This window comes from Paenibacillus nasutitermitis, assembly GCF_014641075.1.
Lineage (GTDB): Bacteria > Bacillota > Bacilli > Paenibacillales > Paenibacillaceae > Paenibacillus_Z > Paenibacillus_Z nasutitermitis.
In genome coordinates this window covers 983,395-1,004,093 of the sequence record NZ_BMHP01000002.1, presented here as the reverse complement: position 1 = coordinate 1,004,093, position 20,699 = coordinate 983,395, and the positions used below count along the sequence as shown (strand labels likewise).

The 20,699-nt window shown below is 50.4% G+C and carries 26 protein-coding genes; 22 read left to right on the top strand and 4 right to left on the bottom strand.

Annotation, left to right across the window (positions count from 1 at the left end; genetic code table 11):
• Positions 1-7: 7 nt before the first annotated feature.
• The gene (locus tag IEY46_RS14845; RefSeq protein WP_229750303.1) at positions 8-982 is read right to left on the bottom strand and encodes a DUF1385 domain-containing protein; all 975 of its coding nucleotides are present in this window, start codon (positions 980-982) and stop codon (positions 8-10) included.
• Between the two features lie 206 nt (positions 983-1,188).
• Here IEY46_RS14845 and IEY46_RS14840 point away from each other — a divergent pair, with 206 nt between their 5' ends.
• The 5 genes from IEY46_RS14840 (at position 1,189) to IEY46_RS14820 (ending at position 5,715) form a co-directional block, all read left to right on the top strand.
• Entirely contained in the window at positions 1,189-1,767 is a 579-nt protein-coding gene (locus IEY46_RS14840) for a YqhR family membrane protein (protein WP_188992762.1), read from the top strand.
• Positions 1,768-1,859: 92 nt separating this feature from the next.
• Positions 1,860-2,303, top strand: coding sequence for a type II 3-dehydroquinate dehydratase (gene aroQ / locus IEY46_RS14835; RefSeq protein WP_188992761.1), 444 nt, complete (start codon positions 1,860-1,862; stop codon positions 2,301-2,303).
• Positions 2,304-2,386: 83 nt separating this feature from the next.
• Positions 2,387-3,460, top strand: coding sequence for a M24 family metallopeptidase (locus IEY46_RS14830; RefSeq protein ID WP_188992760.1), 1,074 nt, complete (start codon positions 2,387-2,389; stop codon positions 3,458-3,460).
• Between the two features lie 252 nt (positions 3,461-3,712).
• Positions 3,713-4,270, top strand: coding sequence for an elongation factor P (efp, locus tag IEY46_RS14825; RefSeq protein WP_188992759.1), 558 nt, complete (start codon positions 3,713-3,715; stop codon positions 4,268-4,270).
• 191 nt (positions 4,271-4,461) lie between these two features.
• Positions 4,462-5,715, top strand: coding sequence for an aspartate kinase (locus IEY46_RS14820; RefSeq protein WP_188992758.1), 1,254 nt, complete (start codon positions 4,462-4,464; stop codon positions 5,713-5,715).
• A gap of 477 nt (positions 5,716-6,192) precedes the next feature.
• Here the strand turns inward: IEY46_RS14820 and IEY46_RS14815 are convergent, their stop codons facing one another.
• The 3 genes from IEY46_RS14815 to comA all read right to left on the bottom strand — a co-directional run bounded on the left by IEY46_RS14815 (position 6,193) and on the right by comA (position 8,444).
• Positions 6,193-6,654 carry a DUF441 domain-containing protein gene (locus IEY46_RS14815; protein WP_188992757.1) on the bottom strand — a complete coding sequence of 154 codons (462 nt, stop codon included), beginning with the start codon at positions 6,652-6,654 and terminating at the stop codon, positions 6,193-6,195.
• A 163-nt stretch (positions 6,655-6,817) separates the two neighbouring features.
• Positions 6,818-7,528: a 2-phosphosulfolactate phosphatase gene (locus tag IEY46_RS14810; RefSeq protein WP_188992756.1), complete on the bottom strand. Its 711-nt coding sequence runs from the start codon at positions 7,526-7,528 to the stop codon at positions 6,818-6,820.
• Between the two features lie 55 nt (positions 7,529-7,583).
• The gene (gene comA / locus IEY46_RS14805; RefSeq protein WP_188992755.1) at positions 7,584-8,444 is read right to left on the bottom strand and encodes a phosphosulfolactate synthase; all 861 of its coding nucleotides are present in this window, start codon (positions 8,442-8,444) and stop codon (positions 7,584-7,586) included.
• 183 nt (positions 8,445-8,627) lie between these two features.
• Here comA and IEY46_RS14800 point away from each other — a divergent pair, with 183 nt between their 5' ends.
• From IEY46_RS14800 to folD, 17 genes are all read left to right on the top strand, one after another.
• On the top strand, positions 8,628-8,894 hold the full coding sequence (locus tag IEY46_RS14800) for a YqhV family protein (protein ID WP_188992754.1): 267 nt from the start codon (positions 8,628-8,630) through the stop codon (positions 8,892-8,894).
• Between the two features lie 153 nt (positions 8,895-9,047).
• Positions 9,048-10,058 (top strand): stage III sporulation protein AA, encoded by a 1,011-nt coding sequence (gene spoIIIAA / locus IEY46_RS14795; protein ID WP_188992753.1) that lies wholly within the window; start codon positions 9,048-9,050, stop codon positions 10,056-10,058.
• Entirely contained in the window at positions 10,051-10,569 is a 519-nt protein-coding gene (gene spoIIIAB / locus IEY46_RS14790) for a stage III sporulation protein SpoIIIAB (protein ID WP_188992752.1), read from the top strand. Before spoIIIAA ends, spoIIIAB begins: the two co-directional genes overlap by 8 nt.
• Positions 10,570-10,585: 16 nt before the next feature.
• Positions 10,586-10,789 carry a stage III sporulation protein AC gene (gene spoIIIAC / locus IEY46_RS14785; RefSeq protein WP_188992751.1) on the top strand — a complete coding sequence of 68 codons (204 nt, stop codon included), beginning with the start codon at positions 10,586-10,588 and terminating at the stop codon, positions 10,787-10,789.
• Positions 10,790-10,819: 30 nt separating this feature from the next.
• Entirely contained in the window at positions 10,820-11,215 is a 396-nt protein-coding gene (gene spoIIIAD, locus IEY46_RS14780) for a stage III sporulation protein AD (RefSeq protein ID WP_188992750.1), read from the top strand.
• 3 nt (positions 11,216-11,218) lie between these two features.
• Positions 11,219-12,466, top strand: a complete 1,248-nt coding sequence (gene spoIIIAE, locus IEY46_RS14775) for a stage III sporulation protein AE (RefSeq protein ID WP_229750302.1) — start codon at positions 11,219-11,221, stop codon at positions 12,464-12,466.
• 58 nt (positions 12,467-12,524) lie between these two features.
• Positions 12,525-13,346 (top strand): stage III sporulation protein AF, encoded by an 822-nt coding sequence (gene spoIIIAF / locus IEY46_RS14770; RefSeq protein WP_188992749.1) that lies wholly within the window; start codon positions 12,525-12,527, stop codon positions 13,344-13,346.
• Between the two features lie 48 nt (positions 13,347-13,394).
• Positions 13,395-14,033 (top strand): stage III sporulation protein AG, encoded by a 639-nt coding sequence (spoIIIAG, locus tag IEY46_RS14765; RefSeq protein WP_188992748.1) that lies wholly within the window; start codon positions 13,395-13,397, stop codon positions 14,031-14,033.
• Between the two features lie 38 nt (positions 14,034-14,071).
• Positions 14,072-14,758 carry a SpoIIIAH-like family protein gene (locus IEY46_RS14760; RefSeq protein WP_188992747.1) on the top strand — a complete coding sequence of 229 codons (687 nt, stop codon included), beginning with the start codon at positions 14,072-14,074 and terminating at the stop codon, positions 14,756-14,758.
• A 278-nt stretch (positions 14,759-15,036) separates the two neighbouring features.
• Positions 15,037-15,390, top strand: coding sequence for a hypothetical protein (locus IEY46_RS14755; RefSeq protein ID WP_188992746.1), 354 nt, complete (start codon positions 15,037-15,039; stop codon positions 15,388-15,390).
• On the top strand, positions 15,368-15,859 hold the full coding sequence (gene accB, locus IEY46_RS14750) for an acetyl-CoA carboxylase biotin carboxyl carrier protein (protein ID WP_188992745.1): 492 nt from the start codon (positions 15,368-15,370) through the stop codon (positions 15,857-15,859). The genes IEY46_RS14755 and accB overlap by 23 nt, the downstream gene beginning before the upstream one ends.
• A gap of 75 nt (positions 15,860-15,934) precedes the next feature.
• Positions 15,935-17,293: an acetyl-CoA carboxylase biotin carboxylase subunit gene (gene accC / locus IEY46_RS14745; RefSeq protein ID WP_188992744.1), complete on the top strand. Its 1,359-nt coding sequence runs from the start codon at positions 15,935-15,937 to the stop codon at positions 17,291-17,293.
• 217 nt (positions 17,294-17,510) lie between these two features.
• Positions 17,511-17,918, top strand: coding sequence for an Asp23/Gls24 family envelope stress response protein (locus IEY46_RS14740; protein ID WP_188992743.1), 408 nt, complete (start codon positions 17,511-17,513; stop codon positions 17,916-17,918).
• 102 nt (positions 17,919-18,020) lie between these two features.
• The gene (gene amaP, locus IEY46_RS14735) at positions 18,021-18,584 is read left to right on the top strand and encodes an alkaline shock response membrane anchor protein AmaP (RefSeq protein ID WP_188992742.1); all 564 of its coding nucleotides are present in this window, start codon (positions 18,021-18,023) and stop codon (positions 18,582-18,584) included.
• An 11-nt stretch (positions 18,585-18,595) separates the two neighbouring features.
• Positions 18,596-18,829, top strand: a complete 234-nt coding sequence (locus tag IEY46_RS14730; RefSeq protein WP_188992741.1) for a DUF2273 domain-containing protein — start codon at positions 18,596-18,598, stop codon at positions 18,827-18,829.
• 155 nt (positions 18,830-18,984) lie between these two features.
• Positions 18,985-19,485: a transcription antitermination factor NusB gene (gene nusB, locus IEY46_RS14725; protein ID WP_188992740.1), complete on the top strand. Its 501-nt coding sequence runs from the start codon at positions 18,985-18,987 to the stop codon at positions 19,483-19,485.
• A gap of 347 nt (positions 19,486-19,832) precedes the next feature.
• Entirely contained in the window at positions 19,833-20,684 is an 852-nt protein-coding gene (gene folD / locus IEY46_RS14720) for a bifunctional methylenetetrahydrofolate dehydrogenase/methenyltetrahydrofolate cyclohydrolase FolD (RefSeq protein WP_188992739.1), read from the top strand.
• The last annotated feature ends 15 nt before the right edge of the window (positions 20,685-20,699 follow it).

Here is a 20,699-nt window from a genome sequence, read left to right as displayed (position 1 = left end):
TCTTTTCCTATACTTTTACAAGCTGCGGTGGCGTTCCTTGACGATCCAGCTCAAGCATGCGATTGAAGGAAGCGATGGAAACGGCGACCTGATCGTCGTTTGGCTCTTTGGTCGTCAGCTTTTGAAGCCATAATCCGGGATAACCCAAATACCGGAGTACGGGGAGTTCCCGCATGGAATTGGTAACGCGAAGTGCTTCGTACGAGAATCCAAGCACAACCGGCAGAAGCAGGACTCTTATATAGATCCGCTCCCACATGGAATCCCAATGAAAGAAAGAATAGACGATAACGCCGACCAGAACCGAGAAGACCATGAAACTGCTTCCACAGCGGTAATGCAGGCGGGTAAATTTCTGTACATTGGCTACAGTCAGATCCACGCCGGCTTCATAAGCACTTATTACTTTATGCTCCGCCCCATGATATTGGAATAATCGTTTGATGAGAGGCGTTAACGAAATGATGTACAGATATCCGAGCAGGAAAAGAATCTTGATCCCGCCTTCAATCAGGTTGTGTACTATTATATTCGAGAACGCACGTCCAAAGATCAACTCTTCCACAGCAGCAGGGACGACGGTAAAGACGAGTTTTCCCACAATAAAGGAAATAATACCGGCAACGGCAACACCGACTACCATACTCAGGCTCCAGCCGCTTTTTTCTTCGGGTTTTGTTTCTTTAATTTCCGACTGTTCTTCTGCTTTCTCCGGGGGAACCTCATCCTCCGCATAGGTTTCCATAGAGAAATTCAAATGCTGCGAACCCTTTGCACTTGATTCCAAAATGGCGACGACGCCTCGGACCAGCGGGACTTTCTTTAGTTTCTGTACCCAGGTTTTGGTTGTCCGGGGCACTTCATAAAAAACGATTTCATTGTTCTTACGGCGCACGGCCGTAACATTCGCATGTCTGCCGGCAAACATGACCCCTTCAATAACGGCTTGTCCGCCATATATATTGCGCGAGTTTTGCGACAAGGGCGAATCACCATCCTTTTTTTCGGCCTATAAGCCGTATCTGATATAAGAACTTTATGTTCTTATTGTACTTGATTCCGCATTCGATTGCGAGTGTCCCTGGGCAGAGCGGATTCCCTTGAATGGCCATCGTTTACCAGAGCTGGAACCGGCGCATACTACTTCTGAAAACGGCAGTTTTACCACAAAGGAATGGAGCGGGTCGCATGTCTGACAAGCCGGAAACGAATGAAGTAAAGGATGACCAGGACAAGAAGGCGAAAGACAATGAAAAAAAAGCCGATTATAAAGGACAGCATCGGACAAATCCTTTCTGGTATTGCATCCAGTTAGGGTTTTTCGCGGGACTTATATGGGGGATGGTGCGGTGGCTGCTATACACGTTCCATTTTACAACCATTATTCCCGGCTTTTTGGCCGATCCTTTCTTCCGCCATTCCTTTCTCTTGACGGGGTGGGGTCATCTGAGCGGGCTTGGCTGTTTTATCATCTTCTCGATTGCCGCAACACTGATTTACAAGCTGGTGCTTGGCCGAATCCGCGGACCGTGGTGCGGTGTAGCATATGGTTTGGTTTGGTGGGCCATTCTTTTTGCGGTGGTGTGCCCCATGCTGAAAGTGACGCCTCCGCTGAACAAATGGGGATTGGACAGCATGATCAGCGAATGTTGCGTATTTCTGATTTGGGGTCTGTTTATCGGATATACAATCGCATTTGAATTTACAGATGAGGCCTCACGGGAACCGTTAGGCGGGAGCGGGAAATTAACGAAGATGGGTTCTTAAGGGGAAGGGCGTCAAAGCAGGAACCTATCTCTTCTCAAAGCGAGGGTCTTTGTGGTAAAATTGCAATTGATCCAAGCACCGGGAGGAACAACATGGCATCTATTCTCGTATTGAACGGGCCCAACCTTAACATGCTGGGTATCCGCGAGCCTGCAGTATATGGCACAACCACATTAGCTGACATTGAATCGCTGGTTTGCGGACATGCCGCATCGCTGGGTGTCGGAATCTCCTTCTTCCAGTCGAATCATGAAGGTGCCTTAATTGACCGCATACATGAAGCATACGGTAAAGAAGACGGCATCGTCATCAACCCTGGGGCTTTGACCCATTACAGTTATGCGCTTAGAGATGCTCTAAGCACCGTGAATATTCCTGTTGTAGAGGTCCATTTGTCGAATATTCACAAACGCGAGCCTTTTCGCCACGTTTCCGTCACTGCGCCTGTCGCGCTCGGTCAAATCGCCGGGTTCGGCGCACAAAGCTATATTCTTGGCTTGACCGCGCTCGTGCATCATTTGAACCCGCAAGCCTAAAAAGGACAGGCCGCCATGACATAACAGGCGTTAGCAGCCTGGTTTTGTTATTTTTATAAGCGGTATCTGAAAGGGTGGTATGGATGACGAACAATCGATTGGCAGGCATCAGAAGCAAGCTTTCCCAGATGGATGCAGACGGCATTCTTATAACGAGCTCCGTTAACCGGCGCTACCTGAGCGGGTTTACCGGTTCAGCAGGCGTGCTGCTGATTACGCAGGCGCACAACTGGCTGATTACGGATTTCCGGTATATGTCGCAGGCTCCGCTTCAAGCAACGTCATTTACGGTCGTCGAACATGGGCAAAATATGTTGGATACCGTGAAGGAATTGGCCTCATCGGCTGGAATACGCAAGCTTGCATTCGAGGAAGATCATGTCGTATACCGGGAATATGCGTCATGGACCAAGCAGCTTGAAGGCATTCAACTGGTCCCGGCGGCCGGCGCAGTGGAAGAACTGCGGCTGATCAAGGACGAAGCAGAGCTTGCCGTTATGAAAGAAGCGGCTGTGCTGGCGGATCATACGTATGCGCATATTTTGAGTTTTATCAAAACCGGTGCCAAAGAGCTGGATATCGCCCTTGAGATGGAAATGTATATGAGAAGCAAAGGCGCCACCTCTTCATCCTTTGAAACGATTGTCGCTTCAGGCGAACGTTCGGCACTGCCGCATGGCGTTGCAAGCGAGCGGATTATCGGCCGTAATGAATTTGTGAAGCTTGATTTTGGAGCTTATTATAAGGGGTACTGCTCGGATATAACCCGGACCGTTGTGGTCGGGACTCCAACCGACAAGCACAAAGAGATTTATGCAATCGTATTGGAAGCGCAGATGACCGCTCTTGCGGGAATAAAGCCTGGCATGACTGGACGCGATGCAGATTCGCTGGCACGTGAAGTCATAGCCAGATATGGATACGGCGACTATTTTGGTCATGGAACCGGTCATGGGCTGGGGATGGAAATTCATGAAGCGCCAAGGCTGTCCAAGACGGGCAATGTTGTGCTGCAGCCAGGTATGACCGTTACGGTGGAACCTGGTATTTATCTCCCGGGTTTTGGCGGGGTACGCATTGAGGATGATATCGTGATCACCGAGACCGGCAATATGTTGTTAACCTCATCTCCGAAGGAACTTACGATTTTGGAATGAGTGCTTTACATATAAAAGGAATGAAGTGTCTGCTTCCGAAGTGAGTTTTCAGCTCGCATGAGCAATAATTCAAAGAAGTAACGCTAAAAACGCAAGGTGATTGCTTCCGAAGTGAGTTTTCAGCTCGCATGAGCGATAATTCGAAGAAGTAACGCTAAAAACTCAAGGTGTTTGCTTCCGAAGTGAGTTTTCAGCTCGCATGAGCGATTATTCGAAGAAGTAACGCTAAAAACTCTTTAGGAGGAAACAAAAGTGATTTCTGTCAACGATTTTAAAACGGGTCTTACCGTCGAAGTGGAAGGCGATATTTTTACGGTTATTGATTTTCAACATGTTAAACCGGGTAAAGGAGCAGCCTTTGTCCGCTCCAAGTTAAAGAATCTCCGCAATGGCAATACCGTGGAAAGAACCTTCCGCGCGGGAGAGTCAATCGGACGTGCCCAAATCGAGAACCGTGCCGTTCAATATTTGTACAACTCAGGCAATGAATATTCGTTTATGGATAATGAAACCTTCGATCAATTCACGCTGGAGAAAAAGCAGCTGGAGTGGGAAATCAATTTCCTTAAAGAAAACATGACCGTCAATATTACCAGCTATCAAGGTGAGATTCTCGGTATTCAGATGCCTAACAACGTGGATTTGAAAGTGGTTGAGACCGAGCCTGGGATCAAAGGAAACACGGCGCAAGGCGCAACCAAGAACGCTACGGTCGAAACAGGATTGACGCTTCAGGTTCCCTTGTTTATCAACGAAGGCGATGTGCTGCTGATTGATACGCGTGAAGGAAAGTACGTTTCACGCGCTTAGACTTTTAGCCTAAATCCGCTCTAATAAGGCCGTCCCGACTTCGGTTTGGGCGGTTTTTTTGTACCCAAGAGAGCTCCATTATGATATAATTTCATTTTGTATGATTCTTTTGCGCCTGACGTTAACATATTGTAGCAAGGCTCAGGCATTGCCATTATCGTGATCAGATAAATGTTGGGAGTGGATAAGCGTTGTCGTTGATAGTCATGAAGTTCGGCGGCAGCTCCGTCGGCACCACAGAACGGATGCAGCGTGTTGCAAGACGGATTGCCGATAATAAGGAAGCAGGTCATAAAGTGGTCGTTGTTGTCTCGGCTATGGGAGATACGACGGACGATTTGATAGATCAAGCCAATCAGTTGAATGATAGCCCGCCCACGCGGGAAATGGACATGCTGCTTTCCACGGGAGAGCAGATTTCCGTCGCCCTGTTGTCGATGGCCATTCACAAGCTGGGGCACAGCGCCAAGTCCTTTACAGGCTGGCAGGCCGGGTTCCGCACGGAAGCGGTTCATGGCAAAGCCCGTATTACGGACATACAGCCTGATCGTCTGTTTAAGGCGCTGGAGGACGGGAACGCGGTCATCGTTGCCGGATTCCAAGGGATGACGGACGAAGGCGAAATAACGACGCTTGGACGCGGAGGCTCCGATACGACAGCGGTAGCGCTGGCCGCTGCGATCAACGCCGATGTTTGCGAGATTTTCACAGATGTGGACGGGATTTATTCTACAGATCCGCGCATTGTTACTTGCGCCCGCAAGCTGAGTGAGATTTCGTATGATGAAATGCTTGAGCTCGCGAATCTGGGCGCTGCCGTCCTGCATCCGCGTGCTGTTGAATACGCCAAAAATTATAATGTGCGCCTGGTCGTTCGTTCAAGCTTTACGCAAAACGAAGGAACGAGCGTGAAAGGGGAAGCGGTTATGGAGCAGGGGATTGTCGTTCGCGGTATCGCCTATGATAAAAATGTAGCCAGAATCAGTATTTTAGGCGTAGAGGATACGCCGGGTGTGCTTGCCACCGTATTTGGTGCTCTTGCATCCCAAGGTATTGATGTCGATATCATTGTGCAAAGCGGCGTTCAGGACGGCAAAGCCGACTTTTCCTTTACGGTCGGTCTGGGCGATAAGGACCGTGCTACCAAAGTTGTGGAGGGAATCCGCAGTAAGGTGCCTTTCCGGGAGCTTGAGACGGAGGATAACCTGGTGAAGGTTTCGATCGTTGGCGCAGGCATGGTCAGCAATCCTGGGGTTGCAGCCAAGATGTTCGAGGCGATCTCAAGCCTTGGCGTCAGTATCAAGCTCGTCAGCACTTCGGAGATCCGCTTATCCTGTATCATTGCCGCTGAGAACGTTCATGATGTCGTGCGCGCCTTGCATACGGCTTATGGCTTGGATACGACGGAACAGGCGTTTGTGGGCGGACCGCAGGACCGTAGATAGTATAGGATGCCCCTCCCTAAATCCCTCCTGAGGAGGGACCCCAAGGGCCTCCGGCCCTCTGGACACCCGGTGGAATAACGTTGGCGGTAAAGAGAATCGGATGTTAGCGACTGTTCACAACGATCGTTTTCGTCCCATTCGGGACACACTTCCAAACTTGCGCTCCCGCGGTACCTTGTGGACTTCGTCCTTTCAACACGTTGGAGTGTCGATGTCGGGGAGAGTTACTGAATTGTGTAAGATTACGTTAAACATGGTGCCCTTGGGGGCACCTTTTTTGCGCTGATCTCCATTAGGTAATGAAGACCAAGATATAATGAAGATCAAGATATAATGAAGATCAAGATATAATGAAGATCAAGATATAATGAAGATCAAGATATAATGAAGATCAAGACATCTATACCAAAGACCCCCGTGCCCGCATTCGCTGGTACCGGAGGTCTTTGACTATTTGAGCGAACAAGGAACTGATGTTCAGAAGCGGTCGGCGATCATTTGAAAGATTTTAAAGAGAATGGCTGTTATTCCTGCCGCCATCAAGGGACCAACAGGAATGCCGCGCATGAAGATAATACCGATAATGGAACCGACGACAAGACCGACAATAAGCTGGGGGTCGAATTTCAGCATTTCCAGCCCTTTTCCGTTTACATAGGTAGCCGTGGCGCCTCCAATCAATGCGAGGGCCCCTGGCCAGGACCATAATGCCCCCATAATATCCTTGGTGTGAATCCGCTCGGATGCGAACGGAACAAGCACGCTGAAGGTCAGAAAAAGCAGCCCCAGCTCCATGCCCCGGCGTTCAATGGTAGGAAGATAGCGGTCCAGATGAATTAATTTCACAATCAGCAGTACACATGCCGCTGTCGAAATAATTGGCGAACGGCCAATTAATCCGATAATGATTAGGACAACCAGTACAATTTCCCCGCCCATGCTTGCATGCTCTCCTTTATTCCGGTAGCATCGCCGCCAGTATTCGCCGCAGCGTCCATATTTCCATTGTATGGAACAAGCCCTGTGATTATGTTTGCTTCATGATCCTTAAGGCAAAAAGCAGCAGGATTCCTCCTGCCGCTTGAAACTACCGGTATGTTTGCTAACCTCTGGTGAGCATCCCGCCCTGCATGCGTGCGACGATGTCGCTGCTGTCGAGCTGGGAACAGCGCTTGATATCGCGTGCCATTCCGAGCTTAAGCAGCCTCCTGCCGGTGGCGCCGGATGCCAATGTTTCATAGAGCTGTCCGGTTGAATTTCTGTAGAAGCCCAGCATTGCGGCAGCAAAGTCATCCATTTCCAAGCCATCCGGGCTTCCAGCCTGTAATTTCGCCACGAATGCACCGGCGCATAATCCATCCTCCAGCGCAAATTCATCGTGACTGCCGGAACAAAGCAGGACAATATCGCGGCGCAGATCCAGTGCAGCCTGCGTACAGGCGGACAAATTAAGAAGCGAGCCTGCCAATACATGATCGGCCCTCACCGCTTTATGCAGCCCGCGTGTCCCGTTCGTCGTGGTTAATATGATCCTGCGGTCCTGGACCATTTCTGGTGTGAATTCATCCGGAGAATTACCCAAATCAAATCCCGGTATTTTACGGCAAAACCGTTCTCCCGCCAGTAAATCCGCAGGTCGCTGCAGAGCTCTTGCGTCCAGAACGGTTTCTACTGTATATATTCCAGAGGAGCCCGCTTGAAGAGCAGCAACGATAGTGCTGGTGGCTCTCAATACATCGATAACAATAGCTGTCCGATGCGTGAACCTGTCGGCCCGCGCTTCATTTACGCTTGAAATGACCTCAACACGCATGCTGTTCGCCTCCTTCCAGTCCGGCTTGATGTTTCCACGCCATACCAATCGGCAGTTAAATCATATAATGAAACGGGATTTCAATTTGTTTTCCAAAGCTGAAGGTATCCGAACGCAGTCCACGGCGCATGGTCTCCAGGGATAAAGCATCCTGCGGCGGGATGTTGCCCAGATGAACATCAGGGCCAAACGTGCGGAGCAGCAGCGCCTGCTGCTGTTTCAGCGGCGTCTCCCACATAATTCGGCTGATACCGCCGAACGACCTTTCCACGGCCTTCAGTGCCTCTTCCTCACAATTGCCATTGGCGTCAAACAAGCCCACACCAATTCCCGATTCTCGGGCTTCAATTGTAATCATCTCTGCGCCTGCATACCAGTCGGCATCGGCTGTCGCCTGCAGCTCGGCCACATCCACAGTGGATCCGCTTATTTTCTTGCCATATTCAGTGACGACCTGCAAGCCGTGTTTCAAGCCCTCGCGAATCAATTCCGATCTCAGTTTGCGAGAAAGCTCGATTGTACCGTCCGACACTTCGACTCCATTAAAGCCAAGACGGCAAATCGTTTCGAAAAATTCAGGTACCAGTTTTTGACTGACCGCCGTTTCAAGCATCGTGCCGCCTGGCATGATGAGAAGTCCATGGCGTTTGGCCAGTTCGATTTTTCCAAGCAGCAGCTCAGTCGGATACAGCGGCGCCGTTCCGAACCCGATTTTCACACAGCTGATGTAATCACCGGCGGTTTCCATCAAGTCCGAGAAACCATGTTGGCCCAGTCCTTTATCGATGATCATCGTCTGGCCGCGTCCGATGGTCCGGTCCGCATTCTGCTTTTTTTCCAGCTCGAGCGGCAAGCTGCGTAAGCCCCCGGGATCCTGCAGCCTCGTTGGCCAAGCTGGACGGGAATTTGATCTCATACCTTGGAATCTCCTCACTTTTAAATGGATAATTAAAAGCTCTTGCGCCCATTACCAGAGCAATATATGCAACGCGACTAGGGCATGTGCCCGGAAAGCCTATAATATCGGCATGAATGGCAGACAAGCCCGCATAAGCTTTACTAGTACAAGCAGGAATTTAAGAGCGGGAGGGATGGAGTGGTGTTTAATAAAATCGTTCTGACCATGGCTTCGCTGCGGGTGTTGTCCGGAACCATAGAGATTTGCGCCGCTTTGGTGATGCTACGTTTGAACCAGATCGACAAAGCTCTGGCAGTCAATGCTGCGCTTGCGCTTGTGGGTCCGCTCATTTTAATTACGACTACAACGATTGGTCTTGTCGGTATGTCCGATAAGCTTTCGTTTGGCCGAATCATCTGGATTGTCGCGGGTGTAGGTTGTCTTTTGGTCGGCATTCTCAAAAAATAGCGGATTGTTTCCCGGAGCTTACGGCAAGCGGCATGTCATAAACTTCTGCTTGTCCGAATACATTGAAAGTAGACTCTCATACTGCTCTCGCTACTATGAAACTATCTTTAGGAATAGAGCGGCATTTTAATTTTCCAGGAGGATGAAAGTGGCATGCTGGATCATATGGCGCATTTGCTGCCTTTGGAGCTGGTTACCGTGCTTGGACGGATTCCCCGGTCTGTGGAAACCGTCATTGAGGAACTGCGGATACGTGAAAGCCGTCCCTTGGAGATTGGCACAGGCGAGGGGTTCTGGTTTGTCAGCGAGGAGGGGCGCCTCTTGCCCAGTCCTGAACATGCGTACAAGCCCTCCCCGGAGCTGTGCCGCAAGCTGCTCGAGCGGGTAACGAACCATTCCCTTTACGCGATGGAAGAAGAACTCCGCAGGGGTTATATCACAGTAGCCGGAGGCCACCGGATTGGCATTGCCGGACGTACGATTCTGGAAGGCGGCTCCGTAAGGGGGATCCGGGACGTTTCGGCATTCAATATCAGAATAGCACGGGAAGTGATTGGCGCTGCTGCGGCACTTTTGCCCAAGATGCTGGACATTAACCGTCGAACCGTCCACTCCGCGCTAATCCTTGCTCCTCCGCAGCAGGGAAAAACAACGGTTGTCCGGGATTTGGCCAGAGCTGTCAGCAGCGGGACCTGGGGTCATCCTCTGGCGTCCGGCTGGCCTGCCCGCAAAGTTGGCATTATCGACGAGAGATCGGAAATTGCCGCTTGTGTAAAAGGGGTTCCCACCTTCAATGTCGGTCCCCGAACGGATGTCATGGATGCTTGCCCGAAAGCGGAAGGTATGATGATGATGCTCAGATCAATGTCGCCGGAGGTGATGATCGTGGACGAAATTGGCCGCGAGGAGGATGCGGATGCGATTCTGGATGCGAGCCATGCAGGTGTTGTCGTGATTGCTACAGCCCACGCCAAGAATATTGCAGACGCCCGGGGGCGGCCTGTGCTGCGGCGGCTGCTGGATCAGGGCGCTTTTGCGCTCGGTATTGAACTTAGCCGGGGAACTCTCGCTCCTGTGAGCCGGATTGTTCCGGTCAGGGCTGGAGGAAGGGCGCCTGCCGCGCGGGAACCAACCGCCATTCAGGGGGGCGATGCTTTTGGTTAAGCTAATCGGAGCTGCGCTTATCCTGTTCGCGGGTACGATGATCGGTTTTATGCAGGCTTCCCGTTACGCGGCAAGGCCGCGCCAAATCCGCCAATTGATTCAAGCGGTGCAGCGTCTTGAAACCGAAATCGGTTACGGCTTTACACCGCTGCCGGACGCTTTCGAACGTTGTGCCCTGCATCTTCCTGACCCTGGAGCTTCGATATTCAGGGGGGTGAAGGAGCGGATCAATCAGCCGCAGGGATTATCATTCCGGGAATGCTGGGAACTTTCGATCGCCGATCATTGGCCGGGTACGGCAATGAAAACACCTGAGAGAACGGCATTGATCCGATTGGGATCGACACTTGGCATCAGCGATCGGGACGACCAAATCAAGCATATGCGTCTTGCGGTGCAGCAATTGAAAGCGGAAGAGGATGGGGCGCGGGATGATCAAGCGCGATACGAGAAGATGTGGAAAAGCCTTGGCGTCCTCATCGCGGCGCTTGTCGTCATTTTGATCGTTTAGTGGGGTGCCTAAAACAATGAACATGGATGTTAGCGCCATATTTCAAATTGCCGGGATAGGCATTATTATCGCCATGATCCATACTGTGCTGAAACAGATGGGGAAAGAAGATATGGCGCATTGGGTAACGCTCATCGGATTTGTCGTTGTGCTGTTTATGGTGATCAGGCTGCTCGACGAGCTGTTTCGGGAAATTAAAACGATCTTTCTTTTTCAATAATGAAGGATGCGCAGGGCAGGTGAATCGGACTTGGAAATGATCCAGATCGTCGGCCTTGGGCTGATTGCAACCGTCCTTATCCTTGTTGTGCGAGAGCAAAAACCAATGTTCGCCTTCCTGCTTGCCGCCTTCACCGGATTGTTCATTTTCCTGTATGTGATCGGCAAAATTGAAGCGGTCATTGCCGTGCTCGAACAGCTTGCGGATCGATCAGGCATTCCTTCCATTTACCTGAAAACGATTCTGAAAATAATCGGGATTGCTTATATCGCGGAGTTCGGCGCACAAATCGTAAGAGATGCAGGTCAGGAAAGCGTTGCATCCAAAATTGAATTTGCCGGCAAAATCCTGATTCTGGTGATGGCCGTTCCCATTATCAGCGTCATCGTTGAAACGGTGCTCGGCTTGCTGCCGGCAGGGAGTTGAAGCATGATGAAGCCGCTTTTGATCCGCTGTGCAGCAGCGGCCCTGCTGCTGCTGATCGTTCTGCTGCACCTTGGTCCCTCATGGGCACTAGCCGAAGGCGAACCGGGTATCTCCTCAGATGCTGGTAATCGTCCAGCAACCGATAATGCCGCTGCTGTGAACGGGGAACTGGCGGACGAGCAGCTCAAGTACATCGATGCCGGAGCGGTCGAGAATTACTGGAATCAGCTGATGAGCGATTATGGCGGTTTTTTCCCGGATCGTAAAGTACCAAGCTTCATGGACATGATCACTCCGGGCGGAAATGGCCTGAAACTGACCACTGTACTGTCGGGTTTGCTGCGTTATATGCTCCATGAGGTGCTCTATAACGGCAAACTTCTTGTAACGATTGTGGTGCTTACCGTATTCAGCATGATTCTGCAGACGATGCAAACGGCTTTCGAGCGGAATACCGTCAGCAAAGTGGCTTACAGCATTACCTACATGGTTATGATTGTGCTGGCAGTCAACAGCTTCACGGTAGCGATCGGCTATGCCAAGGATGCGATTGGCGGGATGATTCAATTTATGATGGCGATGGTGCCGCTGCTGCTTACCCTGCTGGCTACCATGGGAAGCGTCGTAACGGTGTCCGTGCTGCATCCGCTTATTATTTTCATGATCCATGCAGTCGGATCCGTCATCTATACGCTTGTTTTTCCGCTGTTGTTCTTCTCGGCGGTGCTGCAAATCGCAAGTGCGATGACAGAGAAGTTCAAGGTGACGCAGCTGGCCAATGTGCTTCGCAATTTCGGCGTTGGACTGATGGGTATCATGCTGACGATCTTTCTGGGCGTCATTTCCGTTCAAGGAGCCACGAGCTCTGTGACGGACGGCGTTACCATGCGGACGGCAAAATTTATCACTGGCAATTTTGTGCCCGTTATTGGCAGGACGTTTTCGGATGCGGCGGATACCGTCATGACGGCCTCGCTGCTGGTCAAAAACGCAATCGGTCTTGCCGGGGTTATTATTCTTATATTCCTGTGCGCTTTCCCGGCGATTAAAATATTAACGCTTGCGCTTATCTACAACGTGTCTGCTGCTATCATGCAGCCGCTGGGGGACAGTCCCATCGTCGATTGCCTGCAAACGATCGGTAAGACGCTGATCTATGTGTTTGCGGCGCTGGCGGCGGTCAGCCTGATGTTCTTTCTTGCCGTTACGATTATTCTGACGGCAGGCAATGCTGCTGTGATGATCCGGTAAATCATGCTGCACGGCGAAGGCATGTGCATATGCTGCCGGGTAAAGGAGGACAACGCTGATGCTTTCCTGGCTGGCTACCTGGCTGCAGCAAATTATTGCCGTTGTGCTGCTTGCGGGACTAATCGATTTGCTGCTCCCCAACAAGTCCATGCAGCGGTATGTCAGGCTTGTTGCCGGATTAATTATATTGCTTACGATTTTAACGCCGATTCTACGCATGCTTCAAGGTGATTTCAGTGCAAAACTCGATCAGAATGTGGAGGGCTGGTTCAAAAGCGAGCCGTCCAAAGAGCTGCGGATGCCTACACTCCAGGATATCCAGCGCAATGCCGACGTTCTTAAGAAGAAACAGGAGGCTTCAGCAGCCACATTGACGGAGAAGCAGCTGGCACTGACCATGCGCAGTCAAATCACCGAACGTACCGGCATTGAAACAACCGACATTGCTGTGAAGCTTGCAGCCGGATCGGGAAGAGGTAAACAGGATGCGGGAGTGGCGTCCGTAGTTGTAACACTGCCGGATCAGACACGATCAACTTCGGAGATTTCGCCCAGCTCGACGGCTGTAGAGAAGACAGGAGGCATCAATGTCGGCGGACCGGATGATTCCATCCATCCGGACAAGAGCAGGATATCCGAAGAATCGGGGAGGGTCAGGTCCGTGATTGAGATCCCCAACGTAGAGGTTGTTGTCCGGGTGGATGAGCAGCGGAATAGTCAGACCGAATTGTCTGAATCTCCAAGCACCGGCGGTTATGAAATGGTTGATGGACGTATCGCAGAGGCCATCAGGGAGGTACTGCGGGAAGGGTGGTCCGTTAAAGCCCAAGCTGTCGTCATCCGCCAGAAGCAGGACCTGATGAATAAAGGTGATCGCTAACTTACATTGTTCGACTAGTTGGAAACGGTTTGGAAAGGAGGAGCGGACGTGGCCAAATGGCTGGAAGGAATCGAGGGTTTGGTGGGAGGTGGCCCCGGGGGGCCGAAGCGGGTCAGAACGATGCGCTGGCTGCTTGTCATTGGTGGGATTGGAGCCATATTGATGCTGGTCAACTCCTTTCTTTCCTTCCAGGCCGTCCCTTCCACGCAGCCGCCTGATTCGTCTACAACCTCCGATCAGGCAGCATTTTCCGGCAAAGGCTCCAGCGATTCGGATAGTTTTGCTTCCATAGAAGAGCCGCTTGAGAACCGCCTTAAAGATATATTGGAGAAGATCGTCGGGGTAGGATCGATTGATGTGCTCATAACCATCGATTCAACGGAAGAGATTGTGGTGCAGCAAAATCAGAAAGAGTCCCAGCAAATTACCGATGAAAGCGACAAGAATGGGGGCAAACGGCATACGACCTCAATTACGAAGGACGGACAAGTTGTGCTGTATGAGACTTCCGGCGATCAAAACCCGCTAATCACCAAACGCATCAAGCCTAAAATCCGGGGTGTTCTGATTGTTGCCAAAGGCGCGGAGAACGGAACGGTCCGCCGGCTCATCCTGGACGCGGTGGAAAAAGGATTTAATGTCCCGGTCAGCCGAATCTCGGTTGTGCCGAGAAAATATCAGCAATGAAATTTCATTCAACTGACAAAAGGGAGGATGTTCTAAAAATGAACACGAAAAGACAAACCGTATGGCTGGTGTCAATGCTCAGTTTGATGGTCATTTTATCTGCTTACTATTTATTCACCGAAGATGTCGACACCTCGTCGGATATGCTTACGGACGGGACACAGCAGGAGCAGCAATTGAAATCGGATGCCACGGAAGCTTCCTCGGGAGCAACGGAGGATAATGGCATCACTGTGACGGAGGTTACAGGCGTCGACAAAAGTGATGGAGCTGCAGCCAGCAATGACGGCAAGGTGATCAAAGAGACCGCTGCTGAGGAAAAAACGGACGAAGAGGTTATCAAGCAAATTGAAGCGGCTGGCGGAGCGAGCAGCAGTGTGTTCAACGACATGCAGGAAAAACGCGATCAGAAGTTCTATACGCAAATCAACCAGCTGTACGGAAAAATTTCCGATACGAAACAAAAGCCGGATGAAGCCACCGCGGCTGTCGAGCAGATTAATCTGCTGGAAGACAAAAATACACGTATTACCGGCATTGAGGAAGAGCTGATCAAGGAATACAGCAACGCCTTTGTGGCGGAGGACAACAATAAATACAAAGTCGTGGTGCAAAGCGACAAACTGGAGAAAAGTCAGGCGGACAGCATTATGATGCTGGTCATGAAGGAATTGAATGTAGGCGGCGACCAGGTATCCGTTCAGTACATTACAAGCAACAATTAAGCCGGAAGGCCCTGCTGTCAGAAATGACGGCGGGCTTTTTTCCATTAAGCGGATGTAAAAAATGGGTTCGTGTTCACAGGCATTTATGCTATAATAGGTCTGTTATGAGCAAGTTTTTGGTATTTCTAGCGGCAGCTTAGCCGTATAAGAACAAGAAATTGCAGCAGAATGGAGATAGGCCTTCCAAATGTGAACGTTTCATTCGCAGGGGAGGATTTCGAGAAAAAAAGCAGAAAATGAAGTAAACAGAAAATGAAGGGGTATGCTTACAAAGCAATTTGCAATGGAGCATAATCGCAGAAGTAGCACAGAAAACGAAAGCATATGCTTACGAAGCAAGTTTCCTGCTTGCGAGAAGAATAATCGCAGAAGTAGCACAGAAAACGAAAGCATATGCTTACGAAGCAAGTTTCCTGCTTGCGGGAAGAATAATCAAAGAAGTAGCACAGAAAACGAAAGCATATGCTTACGAAGCAAGTTTCCTACTTGCGGGAAGAATAATCGAAGAAGTAGCACAGAAAACGAAAGCATATGCTTACGAAGCAAGTTTCCTGCTTGCGAGAAGAATAATCGAAGAAGTAGCACAGAAAACTTTTAGGAGTGAAACTATTGTTCAAGCTGAGCGAGATTAAAGAGCTGATCAAGCTGGTTGATCAAACATCCGTACATGAACTTGAAATTGAAAACGAAGGCGCACGCCTGCTTATCCGCAAGCCGGGCAAAACGGAAGTCGTGAACGTACAATCCGCGTCGCTCGTTCCTACATATACGCAGGCCGTACAAGCCCCAATGAGTCAACCTGTGGCTATGACGTCTGCACCGCAGGCGGATTCTGTTCAACCTCCCGCGCAAGCGGACAACCTCTATCCTATTGTATCTCCTATGGTCGGTACCTTTTATCGTGCATCATCACCGGAGAATGGGCCTTTTGTTAATATTGGCGACCGCGTAAATGAGAAGTCGGTGGTCTGTATTCTCGAAGCGATGAAGCTTATGAACGAGCTGGAAGCCGAAGTGAAAGGTGAGATCGTCGAAGTTCTCGTTGAGAACGGACAACTTGTTGAATTCGGTCAGCCTTTGTTCATGGTGAAGCCAGAGTGAACCTGTTAGTGGTCGTTGACACACCTAAGAGGAATTGCTCGCACCTAGAACAATGCACGAGAGGAGCTTGTGAGTGTGAAATTCAATAAAATATTGATTGCCAACCGGGGCGAAATAGCCGTCCGGATCATTCGTGCATGTCGTGAGCTTGGTATTCAAACGGTTGCCGTTTATTCGGAAGCGGACCGGGAATCCCTTCACGTCCGTCTTGCCGATGAGGCTTACTGCATCGGACCTGTAGCGTCAAAAGACAGCTATTTGAACTTGACTAATATTATGAGTGTCGCAACCTTGACCGAATGCGATGCCATCCACCCCGGCTATGGATTTCTGGCGGAAAACGCCGACTTTGCAGAGATTTGCGAATCCTGCAACGTGGTGTTTATCGGTCCATCGCCACAGGCGATTAGCAAGATGGGCGACAAGGCTGTTGCCAAGCAGACGATGAAAGATGCCGATGTTCCGGTTATACCGGGCTCGGATGGCCTGGTAGAGGATGCGGATGACGCGCTGCGAATCGCCAGAGAGATCGGGTATCCGCTTATCATTAAAGCAACCGCAGGCGGAGGCGGCAAAGGCATCCGGATTGCCGAGGATGAAGAAGCACTGATCTCGCAAATCACGGCAGCCCAGCAGGAAGCTCAGAAAGCATTTGGCAATGCAGGCGTTTATCTGGAGAAATATCTGACCGGGATGAAGCATGTCGAGATTCAGATTATGGCCGACAAACATGGCAATGCGGTCCATTTGTTTGAACGCGATTGCTCCGTGCAGCGCCGTCGTCAGAAGCTGGTTGAAGAAGCACCATGTCCCGTTCTGAGCGATACACTGCGTCAACGTATGGGCAGTGCAGCCGTCCGCGCAGCGCTGGCTGTTGATTATTCGGGCGCAGGAACGCTGGAGTTTCTGTTGGGGCCTGACGGGGATTTCTATTTCATGGAAATGAACACCCGCATTCAGGTGGAACATCCGGTCACCGAAATGATTACCGGTGTTGATTTGATCAGGGAAATGATCTCTGTTGCCGAAGGGAATCCGCTATCCATTAAACAAGAGGATCTCAAGATTAACGGCTGGTCTATGGAGTGTCGCATAAATGCAGAGGATCCTGATCGCAATTTCATGCCGTCACCCGGCCAGATTCAGTTTTACTTGCCGCCGGGCGGGCTGGGGGTTCGCGTCGACAGCGCCGCATATCCGGGATATACGATATCGCCGCATTACGATTCTATGATTGCCAAACTGATCGTTTGGGGAGAAACCCGTCAAGATGTGATTGCCCGAATGAAACGGGCACTGGCTGAATTCGCTATCGACGGCATACGCACTACGATTCCTTTTCATATGAAGCTTCTCAATCATCCGAAGTTTATAAAAGGCGATTTCGATATCAAATTCCTTGAGGAACATGATATCAATGAAATAGAGGCTTAGTTTGAAAAACAAAATGTCCTGCAATCAATCTGGACAAGAATGGGTGGCGTCTACCGGTTCCTGTTACAGCTAACTGGGCCGCACAAAATAAGCGTCTACCGGTTCCTGTTTGTTTGTCATATTTCTCACCGAATGCTATAGTATAGAAAGTAAGAAGCGGATGAGCTATCGGCGAGAGGCTGATGCTACACATTAATTCAGGAGGTGTATGTAAACCATGAGTACGCTGGCAGCGGACTATGAAAAAACCGACATGGGCACTATTCAAATAGCACCTGAGGTGATCGAGGTTATCGCCGGGCTTGCTACGATAGAAATTGATGGTGTCGCTGGTATGAGCGGTGGATTTGCCGGTGGTATTGCCGAATTGCTTGGCCGTAAGAATCTTTCCAAAGGGGTCAAGGTGGAAGTCGGACAGCGCGAAGCCGCTGTGGATGTATCCATTATTGTTGAATATGGCAACCGTATTCCTGAAATTGCGTCCGAAATTCAGCGCAACGTAAAGCGCTCCATTGAAACCATGACGGGCCTGAATGTCATCGAAGTGAATGTTCATATTCATGATGTGCATTTCAAGACCATCGAACGGGTTGAAGAAGATGAGACGCAGCTACGGGTGAAGTGATTGTCATCACAAAAATGAAATGATAGCGTACCCCCTTGTGTATGGGCTTGTCGCTCGGCGCCGGGGGGTTTTATCTAGTGCGCCCCGAGGAGGAGTATCTCGTTGATTAGAGTGTTGGACAAGCTGTTGCTTTTCTTGTATAGTCTGGCGATCGGTGCGCTGTCGGTTTTTGCTTTTTGCACCGGCTTCAATTGGGTGCCGGAAAAAGGATTCAAAGATTTTATAACTACCTTGTATAACGGGGAAATGGAATGGATGCGGGTAACGGTAATCGTCGTTTCTGTGGTGATTTTCCTGATCAGCCTCCGGTTCTTTTATGTATCCCTTCGTCGGAGCAACGCATCTTCGCCTTCTATTGATCAACGGACGGAGTACGGCGATATCCGTATTTCATTGGAGACAGTCGAGAATCTGGCGCTGAAAGCTGCTGCCAGGCAGCGTGGCGTGAAGGATTTGCGAGCACGTATTCGCATCAGCGAAGCTGGAATTGAAATTACACTAAGGGCAATTGCTGATGGTGAAAGCCCGATCCCGACACTGACGGAGGATATCCAGCGAACCGTCAAGTCTCATGTGGAAGAAATCACAGGGATACCGGTTGCGACGGTTTCGGTCTATGTGGCGAATATCATCCAGACCGCAAACTATAAAAGTCGCGTGGAATAGGGGTGCTGCCGATGTTATGGAGGGAAATTTGGATAAGCTACGGAGGGCGGATCTCGGGTCTGGTCGTGGCCATCGTGCTGGGGATCCTTTATTTGACCGTTGGGTTTTGGGATATGCTGTTTGTCGGACTGCTGTTATGGATTGGTTATACCATTGGCAGGATGAAGGATGATCAGAGCGGTCCCATCATTCCGTGGAGCCGTTGGACCGAATGGCTTATGCAGCGCTGGCGTCCATTCAAATAGTACTATGATCTCCTCCGTACTCCGGACACGGCACCTGGCTGTTCGGAGCAGGGAGGAGATCATATTTTTTCCGGACAAGTGAAAGTGGGAGTTTTACCGTTTTCAAAAGTAGTACATGATAAGAAGACAGCTCATATATGATTTTGGGAGGCCCTATGAAACGAAGGCTGGCAAGGGAGATTGCAGTACAGAGTTTGTATCAGATGGAAATGAACGAAGTGTCGGCGGAAGATGCGGTAAACATGCTGATGGACGAAGTGCAGGAAGAAAATGAGATCGAGGCCGATTTGGCGGATGTATCGCGGATCGACGAGCATGTCAGAGAACTTGTGAATGGCGTCAGTGAAAATAAAACGGCTATAGACGATATGCTCCAACACTATCTAACAGGGTGGCAGGTAGACCGGTTGTCGCGGGTGGACCGTCAAGTGCTGCGGCTTGCCTGCTTCGAGATGATTTTTCGGGACGATGTTCCGCCAAAAGCCTCAATTAATGAAGCGATCGAGCTGGCCAAGCATTTCGGCACCGAAGAATCCGGCAAATTCGTTAACGGCGTCCTTGGCAGGCTTCTTCAAGCCCTGGATGAGCTTAAGCCCAAGAAAGACAAAAGCCATGCTGATCAATCCCAGATGGAAGAAAATGCGCCGGAAAAATAGTCCGGGATCTTGCTGCGCCTATACTGTGGTTTTCGCACCATAGGTGTGTACCAAAAAGAAGTAAAGTGTGTCCCGTAGGGACGAAAAACGATCCCTTCGCAAAATGTGGGAAGCAAGCGCCTCTGGGAATCATACGTTATTCAAGACGAAGTCCATGTACCGCAGGTGCGCTAAAAGTAAAGTGTGTCCCGTAGGGACGAAAAACGGGGACGGGCTCGCATGAATTGGGGAGCGTCACGCTGCCATAATCGACAACCATCCGGGTGTCCAGAGGGCGGAGCCCTTGGAATCCCCTTTTTCAAGGGGGACTTAGGGGGATGCCTTATAAATGAAAGGAGAACGCAATTATGACCGCACAACTTATACAGGGAAAACAAGTCTCGGATACTATCCGCGTTCAAATTAAAGAAAAGGCTGCAGAGCTTGCAGCCCGGGGAATAACTCCAGGTTTGGCTGTTGTTCTGGTTGGAGACGATCCGGCATCCCGCGTATATGTAGGCAGCAAGGAAAAAGCCTGCATACAGCTTGGGTTCTATTCCGAGGTTCATCGTTTACAGGCTGATACGAGCCAGGAGGAGCTCCTGCAGCTGATTGACAAGCTGAACAAGCAGTCGACCATTCACGGGATTCTGGTTCAGCTTCCGCTGCCCAAGCATATCGATGAAAAAGCCGTTATCGATGCGATCAGTGTCGAGAAGGACGTGGATGGCTTTCACCCGTTTAGTGTCGGCAATCTCGTCATTGGAGACGACAGTTTGCTCCCTTGTACGCCGGCTGGGGTCATTGAATTGATCAAGCACAGCGGCATAGATATTGCGGGTAAACATGCCGTTGTCATTGGACGCAGCAATATTGTAGGCAAGCCTGTAGCGATGCTTCTGCTCCGCGAACATGCGACGGTTACGATTTGCCATTCCAGGACAGCGGATATGCAATCGATTGCCAAGACGGCTGATATATTGGTGGTGGCGATTGGCAGAGCAAAAGCGATTGGACGCGATTTTGTAAAGCCGGGCGCAGTGGTCATTGATGTGGGCATTAACCGGCTCTCTGACGGGAAACTGGCTGGAGACGTAGATTTTGACGATGTGCTGGAAGTAGCCGGATATGTAACCCCGGTACCGGGCGGAGTAGGTCCGATGACAATCACCATGCTGATGCAGAACACAATGAAAGCTGCAGAAATGGCAAATAAATAGTCGGGGAGTGACGAA